Here is a 14,767-nt window from a genome sequence, read left to right as displayed (position 1 = left end):
TTTTTGTAAGTGATGTTATTTATTCAATCTATCTCATTAAAGCTTAGGAAAACCATATTGGGCCACTTTAGCTAATAAAGCACGGTTAGTCGGTAAACTTTTACTCAATGCCTGAGTACGTTGTTGGTTATCGTTAAATAATCGTTGTGCAAGTTGCAACTGAGACGGTTTAACATGGCTTGGTAACTGAGTTTGAAAGCCCATCCCATAAAGCACATATTGAAAACTGGCGGCAGGGAATAGCGCCTCTTTATAGCTAATGTCATGCTGGCTTGGCGCCTGGTAACGCCATAATTCAAGCTGTGCCTGTAAGCGTTCGGGTATTGAGCTGCTGTCACGATGGTCGCGCCAATAAGCATCAGCTTCGCGTTGGCTAATAACATAGTGCAGTTTTAAAAAGTCGATGATTTGTTGCCAATGCTGCTGATAACGTAAGTTGACTCTATCTGCAATCGTGTCCATTACCTGGCGATTGGGTGGTAATTGCTGCGCGAGTGTAGAAGCTGTCCACTCAATTAACGCAAGGGCGGAGGCTTCTAACGGTTCGATAAACCCTGCGGCCATTCCAATGGCAATACAGTTGTTTTGCCAGCATTTAGCATGATAACCCGGGTTAATATTGAGTTTTCGCGGCTCAAGTTGTGAGGCGAGTTGATTACTGGTGCCGTTGGCGGTTACGTAATCTCGTAGCACTTGCTCAGCTTGGCTGTCATTACTGTGGCTTGATGAATACACATAACCGACCCCTTTGCGGGTTGGTAAGCCTATATCCCAAATCCAACCATTAGGCTGCGCGGTTGAGTGAGTACAAGAGGCTATCGCGGTTGCTGGGTCTTCATAAGGCACTTGCATCGCTAAAGCGCTGTCGTTAAACAGCACGGATTTTTGGCATAAAAACGGTACTTGTAAATGTTTGCCTAATAGCAATGATTTAACGCCTGTACAGTCAATAAACAATTGGCCGCTTATTTCGCCGTGTTGCTGGGTGATAAGCTTTTCAATGTCACCTTGCTCATTATTGACGATATGTTCGACATGATCGCGAACATGAGTCACTCCCAGTTTTTGGGTGCAATGCTCGAGCAGTAGTTGGCTGAATTTGCCTGCATTGAGGTGATAACCGTAATTATTTTGAAAATGATATTGCGCTGATGAGATGGTTTTTGGCGCTAAACCGAGCTGTGATAATACTTCCTGGCTACTGACGGCCTGCGCAAAGCTCACTTTTTCTGAGTGAGGTAACCAAAATGGGCATAAATCGAGTTCTTGATGTCCATGTGGCAGGCTAAAAGGATGCAAGTAGCTGTTTGATTTATCGACCGCGTCGGTGCGCCAATTAATAAAGCGAGAGCCTTGTTTGAAGCTGGCATCACAACGGCGAATAAAGTCATTTTCATCAATACCTATTTTGCTCAAGGTTGAGCGCATTGACGGCCAGGTGCCTTCTCCCACACCAATGGTGGCTACATCGGGCGATTCAATTAAGGTGATGTTGAGCTTAGGAGAGATAGCCAATACGCCCTTGTCGACATTATGCTCAGCCGCCAGTAATCCTGCGGTGATCCAACCTGCGGTGCCGCCACCAACAATGACGATTTGGGTGATTGGTTTTTGCATTCTCTCTACCTACGCTTTGAGCGTTATTGTTATTTTAACGGTTCTATGATGTTTATTGGCATCAGAAACATCATAAGTAGAATTTGGTAAAATGTAAGCTGTTTCAATTATTTGTTTTACAGGGTAAGCGAGTTATCCGCAAACAAAAATAGTAACGTCCTTGTTACTCAATATATCGCAATAAAAAGAGGTGACAAAGTGTGTGCACCTCAACGACCTAAATAAAGCCTTGATGTATCCCGTTCAAACTGGGGTAAGACGGGATAACATCAAGTGGGTTATCATTTAGAAAGTGTAACGTGCGCCAATGCTGTAACGTGCGCCAGTTTCGGTTAGGTTTAACACTTGCTCGTCAGCCAGTCCGTGTACACGAACATACTCTTCAGTAATGTTAAGTCCTTCGAAAAACACGGTTAAGCCTTCAACTTGCTCGATGTCATAACTCACTGACAAATCGATTTGCGAGTAAGCTTCAGTGTACTGAGGGAACAAACCAGTACCTTGGCTGGTGGCACTTAAGAACTCATCGCGCCAGTTGTAAGCCACACGAGCCTGGAAGCCATAGTTTTCGTACACTAATACTGCGTTGGCGGTATCACTGATACCGACTAGCGCTAAATCACTGTTAACTAATGTGTAGTTTGCTATCACACCCACTCCGCTTTCGCCGAAGAAGTGCTGCGCTGCAAATTCCCAACCGTCAATGACTGAGTTTTCTGAGCTGTTTAATGGGGTGTTGATGTTAAAGTTTAATAACTCATCATTGTTAGCAGCACTGCCGCTAATGATTTGGTTATCAACATCTACTGCCGCATTGTCAGCAAAGTTTGCGAAAATATAATCACGTACTGCACCCGCTTCAGTGGTGCCTGTTGCAGCCACTGCAGCTTTGTATAAATCACCTGATGCAGGGTTATAAATTCCGTTAGTGGTTGCAACCGGATCGACACTGATAAAGTTTTGCGTGTCTTTACGGAAATATCCCACAGAGACGTAGCTTGATGGCGCGTAATACCACTCTGCCGAGAAGTCGATGTTTTCAGATTCTAGTGGTAATAACGTTGGGTTACCCGCAGAACCACCACCGTTAGTACGGTTAGCCAGTGTGGATAATACTGTGCCGCCTTGAATGTCTGTGTAGCTAGGACGACCAATGGTTTCACTGTATGCTGCACGTAACATGACATCTTCTACCACTTCAATATTGAAGTTAAAGCTTGGTAGTACATAGTCATAATCACCGGTTTTGGTTTCAAAGACTTGCTCACCAGTAGGCGATAATAAAATCTCTGTTTCAGCAATCCAATCTGCGCCATCGTAACCGGCAACTGCCGCAGTTGAGGTGACATCAGTTTGCTCATAACGCAGTCCGAAATGCACGTCATACGGCATACCAGAAATTTCGTTATCGTAGTTGTACTGTACGTAAATCGCTTGTGACTCTTCTTCAGTATAACGATCAGTTTCAGCTGCATAGTTAGTTGAAGGGCAGAAGCCATTACCACAATCGCCACTGACAGAAGAAGCATAATTTGCCGCAGCGTAATCACGTACAGAGGCAAAGTCCCACATGAAAATGGTGTTTAAGATGTCAAAATTACCATCAGCAAGTGAGAAGTCACCGCCATTGGCATCAAATTTGTCATGAATAGTGTCAGCTGGGAACCAGGCATCATCTAAATCGCCTGCTGAGCCTACGCCACCCCAATCATTACGTTGCACGTTAACGGTTTGAGAGTGGTTGTTGACGTTAGTTAATGCAATACCAAAATCAATGCTGCCTGCATCTTCAAGGTAGTATTCACCGTCAAATTGATACTGGTCAATTTCAGACTTGTTACGTGAGTTGGTAAATACTGAACCGGTTACCATCATGTCTGCCGCGGTTACTGCGTTGCCGCCGCCCACTGCAAGCACAGGTAAGTCGCCGCTAAAGTCGGTTGCTGCGCTGGTACGGATAAAGGCTGCTGTACTTAATGTGTTGCTTGAACCGTAAGGGCTATTAGGTTTGTTTTCAGCCACTGAGTTGTGCGCATCAAAGGTCAGCTTTAAGTTATCTGTTGCTTGCCACTCGATGTTGAAACCTAATGAACCACTTTCGTTACGCACGCCCGAATCACCGGCGGCCATTGATAAGTCAGCGGGTGAGTCGTAGGTTTCTGAATAAATAAGCGGTGTTGCATACGGGCCATCAGACCAAACGTTTTCAGTAGGAACAAAGTTAAACCATGCTGATACGTCATTGAATTGGGTGTCGATGTCGTTGCGCATGTAAGTGTAATCTAAACTCGCAGTAACGGTGTCGATTGGGCTGTATTGCAGAACTAACTGGCCGTTTGTGCGGGTGCGCTGTTGTTCTTCAAAACGGTATACCGTGGTTTGTGGTACTGAATAGAAATCATCATCACCAGGGCGGTTAACCTGGGTGTCGTCATTGGCGACGCCGCCCCATTCACTGGCATTAGTCGCGGTACCTGGGAAAGTACGCCAGCCTGTACCGACTTGTGCTTGTTGGTTGCCGCTTTCACGATCTTGGTAGCTTGCAGACAATGAAATACCAAATTTGTCATCGGCAAAGGTATTTGAATATAAGCCAGATACCTCAGGTGTCACTGATCCGTTGTCAGTTGATTTATCATCAACAGCTTTAACGCCCACAGTGGCTTTAAGGCCTGGTGAGCTTAGTGGCTTGTGAGTCAAAATATTGATAGTTGAGCCGATACCACCGGTAGAGTCCGATGCTTGGCTGGTTTTATGAACTTCTACACCGCTGATACTTTCAGAGGCGATGTTAGCAAAGTCAAATGAGCGAGTGCCTGTTGTGACGGGCATTTGACGACCATTGAGGGTAATCAGGTTATAATCTGGGCCAAAACCACGCACCGAGACTTTACTGCCTTCGCCGTTCGAGCGGTCAATCGATACACCGGTAATACGTTGAAGCGATTCTGCTAGGTTAGTGTCTGGAAATTTACCAATATCTTCAGCAGAAATAGAATCTACAACGCCACTTGAAGAACGCTTTACATCCATTGATTTAATTAAACTGCCACGAATACCAGTCACCGAAATGACTTCGATATTTTCTTCGCTGGTTTCATCTGCAGCATAGGCAGGTAGCATACTGCCAACACCAAGCACTAGCGATAAACTGGTCGCAAGCTTAGTTTTTGTAAATTTTGTCGTTTTCATCTAGGAAATCCCCATTGACTAGATTTTATTTTTTTCAATATTGCGAGTTGGGCGCAAATCGTTTTTGTAATTCTCCATCGGCGCTGCAATCATTATTTATAAATTGTTGTCATATAAAACAGCTAATGTAAGCGCTTACATAAAACTAGTGTAAATTGTGACCGTAGTCAACAAAAACAAGTTTAAATTATTACATTTCATTAACTCATGTGATAGGGGAATGTGCATATTCAATTTAAGTTTATGTTTTTATTGTTGTTAATATTTACGTGTTTTTATCATTAAAATGTAAGCGCTTTCTTTTGTTGCAAGAAATGTTATACCAACTTTACCAATTTTAGTGCAGATTTGTCTGATAAATAGCCATGAATAACATCATCAGAATAGCTTTTTGGAGTAATTTTTGAACGTGATGTTCAAGACAATAAAAAACCAGCAAATGCTGGTTTAATACCATAGTGATAGTTGCTTTTACGCTAGCGACCCGGGTTAATCAACCGCTTTGGTGGAGGTGCGGATAAATAATTCCGGCAGGAACGAGCTCTCAACCTCAATCGATTTGTCGTTATAGACGTGTTGTAGCACCCATCTTGCTGCCATTTTGCCCATTTCGTGAATAGGGTTGCTGACCGTCGTTAACTTAGGCGAAATGTATTGTGGGAATGGAATATTATCGTAACCGATAAATGAGATGTCTTCAGGCACACGCAAACCCTGTTCTAAGCAAACCGATATCGCCCCAGATGCCATCTGATCGTTTGCGCATACCACTGCGGTAATGGTTTTGTTTAGCGACAACAAATGCTCCATAGCCTCGCTGCCGCCCGCTTCTTTAAAATCACTTTCAATGCAGAGACTGTCATCAAAATTAATGTTGTATTGCTTAAGTGCGCGTTTATGACCTTTTAAGCGGTCTCTTACGTCGAGCTTAAACAGCGGCCCTGAAATATAAGCAATGTCTTTATGGCCAAGTGACAAAATATGGTTAGTCGCCATAAAGCCACCGAGTTCATTTTCAAGAAAGACGCAGCGCTCTTTAATCGAGTCGATATAACGGTTAATAAACACGATAGGGGTTGAGCCTTTGCTCAGTTCTATAAGGTATTCATCTGACACGGCTTCAATGTCTAAAATTAGTGCATCACAACCGCGGCTCATTAGAAACTCAACACTGTCTTTTTCTTGCGCTTCATCGCTGTGGCCAGCGGCGATGATTACGTGTTTGTTGGCGCTACGAAGCACGGTTTCAATCTCGGTCATCATTGGGCCGTAAAATGGACCGTCGAGTTGCGACACCAACACGCCAACGCTATTAGAACAATTAGATGCTAAAGACTGGGCAATCGTATTGGGGCGATAGCCTAAGGTTTGCATCGCATCTAATACTTTCTGTTTGGTTTTGTCACTGACTTTGGTGTTGTTGTTCATCACTCGCGACACTGTCGCCAGAGAAACACCTGCCATTACAGACACATCGTAAATCGTTGCCATATCGTCATTTCACGTTAAAGAGTTCAAATTAGCCTTGGAGCACAGGCCCCAAGACTAACATGCTTTTATTTTACTTCTCTATTTAATTCTAAGTGGATTTCATCAACTCTTTTATTGTCTAACACATACCAGCGCATCACCAAGGCCACCAAGATTGAGCCAATGGCTGGGAATAGCGTAAATGACATTAAAATACCTTGTTGCGTTGCTTCTGTTTGTGCGGTATCGGCTTGATAACCATAACCGGCCAACAACCAACCTGCAGCAGCACCACCAATGGCAACACCCAGTTTGATGAAGAATATCACCGAAGAATAAATCATTCCCGTGATACGTACGCCATTTTTGTATTGACCATAATCGACCACATCGGCCATTTTTGCCCACAATAATGGGGTTGCCATGTTGAAGGTAAAGCCCCACACAATAAACATAAAGAAGGCCAATACCACTTGATCGCTCGGCACAAAATAGCTGAGTACACATATTGCCGCAGCAATAATTTGTAAGCTGATATAGGCTTTCACTTTACAGACGCGTTTAGCGAGCGGTTCAGCCAAAATACAACCAAAGATGTTACCGACCATCCCCAGGGTGATGAATAGGGTGATGGAATCTGGCATGTTGAGATAATACTTAACATAGTAAATAGCCAAGCTGGTGCGCAGTACCATGCCAGATAATAAACACACCGCAGCAACAGAAAGTACCCGCCATTGATCATTTTTAAGCATGTCGCCAAAGTCTTTCTTAAAACTTGATTGCTGATCGACAGGCGGGTGAAGGCGCTCTTTGGTGCCCCAAAAACACACTAAAAACATCGCCACGCCTAAAATGCTCATTGCGGTAATCGTTAGTTGGTAACCTTTTGCCTCATCACCCTGACCTAAAAACTCGACCAGGGGTAAGGTTAAACCAGACACCAGTAAGCCGCCCAACATGGCAAATACAAAACGGTATGACTGCACCGATACGCGCTCTTTAGGATCGGCGGTTAATACGCCACCTAACGCACAATATGGAATGTTAATAGCGGTATAGACCATCATCAATGCCGTATAAGTCACAAAGGCATAAATCATTTTGCCGTCTTCGGTCAAATCAGGGGTGGTAAATGCCAGCACACTGATAAAGCCAAAGGGCAGGGCAAACCATAATAAGTAAGGTCTGAATTTACCCCAGCGGGTATTGGTTCTATCGGCTAGTGCGCCCATCAATGGGTCTGTGACCGCATCAATTAAACGCACGGCTAAAAACATGGTGCCGACAAATGCAGGCGAAATACCGAAAATGTCGGTATAGAAAAAGGTTAAAAACAGCATCACCGTTTGGAACACAATATTACTGGCTGTGTCTCCAAGCCCGTAGGCGATTTTTTCTTTAATACTGATCATACGTGCCTCAATAATTGTTGTTATATTTTTAATTTGATGCGTTACATAAAATAAAGCCGCTCATTAGGAACGGCTTAACTGTAGGGTTATTTTCTGTTAGCTAATAAGTCTTTGTAGGCATAGGCGCTCGACTTAAGCGTGCGCTTTTGGGTGTCATAATCAACATAGACAATACCAAAGCGTTTTAAATACCCTTCAGCCCATTCAAAGTTATCCATTAGGCTCCAGGCAAAGTAACCCACAATATTAACACCTTGTTCTATGGCGTTATTCACAGCATTTAAGTGGGCATCATAATAAGCGAGTCTGTCTTGATCATCCACCTTACCGTCAATCAATTTATCGTCCATGGCAGCGCCATTTTCGGTGATGTACATCGGCGGTAATGGATAAAGTGCATGCAATGAGACTAATAAATCAGTGAATGATTGTGGGTAAATTTCCCAACCAATATCGGTTTTAGGATTATCAACCATATCAATTTGGCTAAAGCCTGTTACCGCATCTGCTTTGTACACTGCACGGGTATAAAAGTTGATGCCTAAAAAGTCGATAGGCTGCGCAATAATATCAAAATCGCCAGCTTCAATAACCGGCATATCCTCTGGTGCAAAGTCGTTAATAATCTCAGGGTAGCAGCGATCAAACAGCGGTTTAATGTACCACTGATTAAAATACTGGTCGGCTTTACTGGCGGCTTGTACATCTTCGGCAGACTCTGTTGCACTGTAACAAGGGGTAAAGTTAAGCACGATGCCGTTTTCAGTGTTTGGACTGTTTTTTTGCAATACTTTCATGGCCAAACCATGAGCTAACAATAAATGATGCGCTGATTGACGACCATAAGATTTTTTGGCTAATCCTGGTGCATGTACGCCAATTTCATAACCTAGATACGAGCTGCAAAAAGGCTCATTAAACGTCGCATAAGAGTAAACCCGGTCGCCAAAGGCTTGAGTGATTTTGTCGGCATAGTCTGCAAATAGGTAAGCGGTTTCACGGTTTAACCAGCCGCCATTGTCTTCAATGTGTTGCGGTAAATCCCAGTGATATAAAGTGACAAACGGTTTAATGCCGCGACGATTAAGCTCGTCTAATAAGTCGATATAAAACTGCACGCCTTGAGTGTTTAAGCTGCCATCTTTGTGCAGTACTCGCGGCCATGAAATAGATAGACGATAAGCGTCTACGCCTAATGACTCAATTAAATCAATATCTTCACGCCATAGTTTTACGTGTTCGCAAGCTTGTTCGCCGTTTGAGCCATCACGTACTTTGCCTGGCGTGGCACAAAAGGTGTCCCAAATGCAGGCTAAACGAGACTCTGCAGCGCCTTCGATTTGAAACGAAGCGGTTGCTACACCATAGGTGAATGCTGTTGACTGCATCTTCGAGTTGGCTGGTAACATTATTTTCATATGATTATTCACTTCGCATTAATTGAGTTTGAGTCTTTAATATTGATAGTTTTTTGCGCTGAAACACCCGTGATAACAGGTTAATGCCGATTTGCTCTAGGATGAAAAATTCTATTCGAGCGGTTAAAAATCGTTGACATCAGTTATCGATATGTTAAAAATGAAAGCGCTTACATTGAGATTAGTGATTAATTATCCAAAGGTCAATATCTGATTTTGCAAATTAATCACAATAGGTCTGTAGGGGAAATGATTAACTGGACGTGAGTCTGAGTTAATGATTTATGGACATATTTTGTCGCTACTGCATGGTAGCAATCAATAATATCGATTGATAACAACCCAATATAACGATTTATAACATAGGGAATGTCATGGCGACTTCACACAATCAAACAGAATTCACAGGCGTTGATTCTACTCATCAACAAGGGGATTTTCGCTTTGCATTAGTAGCGTTAACCTCATTATTTTTTATGTGGGGCTTTTTAACTTGCCTCAATGATATTTTAATTCCTTACTTAAAAAACATGTTTGAGCTTAACTATGCTCAAGCAATGTTAGTGCAGTTTTGCTTTTTTGGTGCTTACTTTATTGTGTCGATCCCAGCAGGTTCGCTGGTGGGTAAAATTGGTTATCAAAAAGGGATTATTACCGGTCTGGTTATTGCCTGTATCGGGTGTTTATTATTTTATCCATCAGCCAGTTATGGCTCGTACAACATGTTCTTGTTCGCATTCTTTGTACTGGCATCAGGTATCACCATTTTACAAGTATCTGCTAATCCTTACGTGAGCGTGCTTGGCCCTGCTGAAACGGCATCTTCTCGCTTAACCTTAACTCAAGCATTTAACTCACTGGGCACAACTGTGGCTCCTTTCTTTGGCAGTTGGTTAATTTTATCGACGGTTGAGCATGATGAGAAAATCACCGAAGTGGGTGAGGTCATTGGCCAGTTATCGGTGCAGCAACAAGCCAGTGCAGTGCAAACCCCTTATTTGATTTTAGCTGGTGCATTATTTGTTTTAGCGCTTATTTTTATGCTGTTAAAGTTGCCGTTGTTAGGCAAAAAAGTGATAAGTACTCAAAAAGATCCAGGTGGCAGCGCGTGGAAGTATCCTCACCTCGTATTGGGCGCTGTAGGTATTTTTGTCTATGTTGGCGCCGAAGTGGGCATTGGCAGCTTTTTGATTAGCTTTTTAACTCAAGATGACATTGGTGGTTTATCAGAATCCCAGGCTGCGCATTACATCGCTTATTACTTTGGCGGTGCCATGGTAGGGCGCTTTATTGGTGCAGGTGTGATGCAAAAAATTCAAGCCGGCAAAGTGTTAGCTTTTAATGCTCTGTGTGCTTGTGTATTAATTGTGGCGGCGATGTTTAGTGCTGGCACGGTCGCCATGTGGGCATTATTGTTAGTGGGATTATGTAACTCTATTATGTTTCCGACCATCTTCAGCTTGGCGTTACAAGATTTAAAACAACATACCAGCCAGGGCTCAGGTATTTTATGTTTAGCTATTGTTGGCGGCGCGGTTTTACCGCTGTTACAAGGTTTTTTGGCCGACAGTTTAGGTATTCAATTAGCGTTTATCGTGCCGCTACTATGTTACGGTTTTATTGGTTATTACGGTTTAGTCGGTTGCCATGCTGCGCGCCCTACCGCTAACGTTAAGCAACAAGGATAAGGACATCACATGACTATTATTTCTGTAAAAACTGAGCGTAAATCAACCACGCTAACGATGAAGGGAAGCTACTTAAGTTTAGCCGTTTTATTGGGTCTGGGTGGTTGCGGCGAAGCGCAACAAGCCGCTCCTACTAACACGGTTACACCACAAGCGGCTACAGTAGAAACTAGCGCAAAAAACACCATTGATTTATGGCCGGCATTAACACCTGCCATTGCCAAAGATGCTGAGCTCGAAGCCAAAATTACCGCCCTGGTGAGCAAGATGACGGTAGAGCAAAAAGTGGCGCAGATGATCCAGCCTGAAATTCGCGATATCACCGTTGAAGATATGCGCAAGTACGGTTTTGGCTCGTATCTCAATGGCGGTGGTGCTTACCCTAATAACGATAAGCATGCCACGCCAGCGGATTGGATTGCCTTAGCTGAATCGCTATATCAAGCCTCAATTGACGACTCTGTCGATGGTATTAATATCCCGACAATGTGGGGAACTGACGCTGTACATGGACACAACAATGTCATTGGGGCAACGTTATTTCCGCACAATATTGGTCTAGGTGCGGCCAATAATCCAAAATTGATCGAACAAATTGCAGCGATAACCGCCAAAGAAGTGATGGTCACTGGTATTGATTGGGTCTTTGCACCCACAGTCGCCGTTGTGAGGGATGACCGTTGGGGCCGCAGTTATGAAGGCTACTCTGAAGACCCGGCCATTGTAAGAGATTACTCATTTGCGATTGTTGAAGGGTTACAAGGCGCTGTGAGTGGTGACTTTTTATCGGATCAACGCGTGCTGTCGACTGTTAAACATTTCTTAGGTGATGGCGGCACAGAAAAGGGTATTGATCAGGGCGACAATATTGCCACTGAAAAAATGTTAGTCGATGTGCATGCTCAAGGTTATGTTGGCGGCTTAAATGCAGGCGCACAGAGTGTGATGGCCTCGTTTAATAGCTGGCATGGTGAAAAAAATCATGGCAATAAATACTTACTGACCGACGTATTAAAAGACCGCATGGGCTTTGACGGTTTTGTGGTGGGTGATTGGAATGGCCATGGACAAATTCCGGGTTGTAGCAACGAGTCGTGTGCTCAAGCGGCGAATGCGGGCCTAGATATCTTTATGGTGCCAACTGCTGCATGGAAACCGTTATTTGAAAACACGGTGGCACAAGTCAACAGTGGCGAAATTAGTCAGGCTCGATTAGACGATGCAGTATCGCGTATTTTACGGGTTAAATTAAGAGCCGGTTTGTTTGAAAAGCCAAGCCCTGCTAAGCGCCCATTATCGGGTAAGACAGAGTTAATCGGCCAGGCAAGTCATCGTGAAGTTGCCCGTCAGGCGGTGCGTGAATCTTTAGTATTGCTGAAAAATAATCAAAATGTGTTGCCGCTTTCACCTAAGCTATCGGTCTTGGTAGCGGGTGATGCCGCCGACAATATTGGTAAGCAATCTGGCGGCTGGACTATTACCTGGCAGGGTACCGACAACAAAAATGCAGATTTTCCGGGCGCAACATCTATTTACTCAGGTATTGAGCAAGTTGTCAGTCAGGCCGGTGGTCAAGCAATGCTAAGTGTTAATGGCGAGTTTACTGAACAACAAAAGCCAGATGTCGCCATTGTAGTGTTTGGTGAAGAGCCTTACGCCGAAGGCAATGGCGATATTGATAATCTTGAATATCAACGTGGCGACAAGCGTGATTTAGCCTTGTTAAAGCAGCTTAAAGCACAAGGTATTCCAGTAGTATCGGTATTTATCAGTGGCCGCCCAATGTGGGTGAATGCTGAATTTAACGCATCTGACGCCTTTGTTGCCGCATGGTTACCGGGCTCTGAAGGCCAGGGCATTGCCGATGTGTTGTTTACTGATGCAGACGGTAAGGTCAAACATGACTTTGGCGGTAAATTATCGTTCTCATGGCCAGCAACGCCACAGCAAACAACGGTTAACGTGCCTTTAGCAACAGAATCAGCTGAAGTTAAAGCGCAATATCAGCCATTGATCCCATTTGGTTACGGGTTAACTTATCAGTCGAAGGTCAGTGATGCTGTGGTGCTTGATAATTTATCTGAAGACAATTTAGCTGCTGAGCAAACGCTAGTCGACTTGCCGTTATTTGAGCGTGCAGTTAAGTCGCCGTGGTCAATGTACATTGCTAATAGCGCAGAGCGTCAGGGATTATCGAGCAGTGTGGCACAAAACAGCGCGTTAACGATCCGTACTATGGATCGTGTTGTGCAAGAAGATGCCCGATTGGTGTCCTTTAATGGTAGCGAGCAAGGTGTAGTTGGCTTAATCAGTAACTTTCCGCGTGACTTTAGAGCCTACAGCAATAGCGATTCTGCGTTGACCTTAAGCATTAAGACTACAGCATCACTGCAAAAGCCTCTTTGGTTAGGCATGGCCTGTGAAGGTGATTGTCGCAAGCAAGTTGATATTGCTCAACAAGTGAATGGCAAGTTAGGTGAGTGGCAGAATATTAGTGTGTCATTGGCGTGTTTTGCTAGCGAACCAATGGACTTTGGCAAAATCACTATGCCGTTCTATCTCGCGACTAGCGATAAAGTTGATGTGAGTTTCAGTGATGTAGTGATCCATACTCAGCCAGGTGAAAGCACGGTTCAATGTAAAAAGTAAGCTGTGCAGAGAGCTGGGCCAGACCCTAAATACACTGGTACGGTCTGGCTCAAGCCTTGTTAAATATTCAACATCATGAGTAAACTAATGACGCATTTTGCTAACTACAACTCATTGTTAACGGGCTTAACAGTTTTTACGTTGGCTTCGTTTATTCTCTCGGGTTGTCATTCAATTAATACCGAAAGCCAAACTCAAACAGCAACCAGCCTGACAAATTCTGGCTGGCAAATGGTGTGGCAAGATGAGTTTGACGGCAATGCAGTGAATGCCAACAAATGGAGTTTTGCAGTTGACTGTTATGGCGGCGGCAATAATGAAGCACAGTGTTATACCGCAAGAGCTGAAAATGCTTCAGTTGCCGATGGTTTATTGACTATTACCGCGATTAAAGAGCGTTTTTCTGGCCCTGCGGTCAATGACGCTGACCCGAGTTATGATGTCAATGACACCAGTAAAACCTTGGATTATACCTCGGCGAGATTAGTGTCAAAAAACAAAGGCGATTGGAAATACGGCCGTTTTGAAATTCGCGCAAAATTGCCACAAGGACAAGGTACCTGGCCTGCTATTTGGATGCTGCCGACCGATTGGGTATATGGCCCATGGGCAGGTTCTGGCGAAATCGACATTATGGAAGCGGTTAATCTTAAAGTGGTTGTTGAGGATAGCGCGCCGGTTTCAGCCGTACACGGCACACTACATTACGGCAAACAATGGCCTAATAATGTCTATACAGGTCAAGAATATCACTTAGCGAATGGTGCTAACCCTGCCGATGACTTTCATGTTTACGCCGTTGAATGGCAACAGGATGAAATACGTTGGTATGTTGATGATGTTCATTTTGCCACGCAACGTTCATCTGGCTGGTATAGCCAATATGTCGATGATAAGGGCGAAACAGTAAACGCGCCCAATGATGCCCCTTTTAATCAGCCTTTTCATCTGTTGCTAAATCTTGCTGTCGGCGGCGATTGGGCGGCAAACGTGCACAACAAAGGGATTGATCCTGATGTATTTCCTCAATCAATGTTAGTGGATTATGTTCGTGTTTATCAATGCGGCGACTCACCCACCACGGGTGCAGGCTGTGAAACCATTGATGAAAATGCGCCGTTGGTATCAGGCAAAACACTTACCGACACCGTTAAGTAACCTTGATTATCGCGATGGTTTCCCAGTTTTTGTGGTGTTAATTATACAGTCAATCCAGTGTTTTCTTGGGTTTGTTTACGCGGTGTAAACTGTGTAAGTGGGATTGAATACGAATGCAAAGATGCACTGTTTGCTTTGAGCAGCGCAACGCTTAGCTTAG

At 44.0% G+C, this 14,767-nt stretch carries 8 protein-coding genes; 3 read left to right on the top strand and 5 right to left on the bottom strand.

Annotated features, from left to right (window positions below):
* Positions 1-36 precede the first annotated feature (36 nt).
* The 5 genes from GQA99_RS10600 to GQA99_RS10580 form a co-directional block, all read right to left on the bottom strand.
* Positions 37-1,617: a tryptophan halogenase family protein gene (locus tag GQA99_RS10600; protein WP_160053855.1), complete on the bottom strand. Its 1,581-nt coding sequence runs from the start codon at positions 1,615-1,617 to the stop codon at positions 37-39.
* Between the two features lie 285 nt (positions 1,618-1,902).
* Positions 1,903-4,809 (bottom strand): TonB-dependent receptor, encoded by a 2,907-nt coding sequence (locus tag GQA99_RS10595; RefSeq protein ID WP_160053854.1) that lies wholly within the window; start codon positions 4,807-4,809, stop codon positions 1,903-1,905.
* Between the two features lie 489 nt (positions 4,810-5,298).
* The gene (locus GQA99_RS10590; protein ID WP_160053853.1) at positions 5,299-6,300 is read right to left on the bottom strand and encodes a LacI family DNA-binding transcriptional regulator; all 1,002 of its coding nucleotides are present in this window, start codon (positions 6,298-6,300) and stop codon (positions 5,299-5,301) included.
* Positions 6,301-6,365: 65 nt separating this feature from the next.
* Entirely contained in the window at positions 6,366-7,694 is a 1,329-nt protein-coding gene (locus GQA99_RS10585) for a glycoside-pentoside-hexuronide (GPH):cation symporter (RefSeq protein ID WP_160053852.1), read from the bottom strand.
* An 86-nt stretch (positions 7,695-7,780) separates the two neighbouring features.
* On the bottom strand, positions 7,781-9,112 hold the full coding sequence (locus GQA99_RS10580) for a GH1 family beta-glucosidase (protein WP_160053851.1): 1,332 nt from the start codon (positions 9,110-9,112) through the stop codon (positions 7,781-7,783).
* Positions 9,113-9,486: 374 nt separating this feature from the next.
* Here GQA99_RS10580 and GQA99_RS10575 point away from each other — a divergent pair, with 374 nt between their 5' ends.
* From GQA99_RS10575 to GQA99_RS10565, 3 genes are all read left to right on the top strand, one after another.
* A complete protein-coding gene (locus GQA99_RS10575) occupies positions 9,487-10,800 on the top strand; it encodes a sugar MFS transporter (protein WP_160053850.1) in 1,314 nt (437 codons plus the stop codon).
* A gap of 9 nt (positions 10,801-10,809) precedes the next feature.
* Complete coding sequence (locus GQA99_RS10570; protein WP_206194575.1) at positions 10,810-13,449, top strand: glycoside hydrolase family 3 protein; 2,640 nt, start codon at positions 10,810-10,812, stop codon at positions 13,447-13,449.
* An 87-nt stretch (positions 13,450-13,536) separates the two neighbouring features.
* Positions 13,537-14,607 carry a glycoside hydrolase family 16 protein gene (locus tag GQA99_RS10565; RefSeq protein ID WP_160053849.1) on the top strand — a complete coding sequence of 357 codons (1,071 nt, stop codon included), beginning with the start codon at positions 13,537-13,539 and terminating at the stop codon, positions 14,605-14,607.
* Positions 14,608-14,767: the final 160 nt, after the last annotated feature.

The organism is Shewanella litoralis, assembly GCF_009828585.1.
In the GTDB taxonomy this organism is placed as follows: domain Bacteria; phylum Pseudomonadota; class Gammaproteobacteria; order Enterobacterales; family Shewanellaceae; genus Shewanella; species Shewanella litoralis.
The sequence above is the reverse complement of the archived record's forward strand: the minus strand, read 5'-3'. Positions and strand labels throughout refer to the sequence as shown.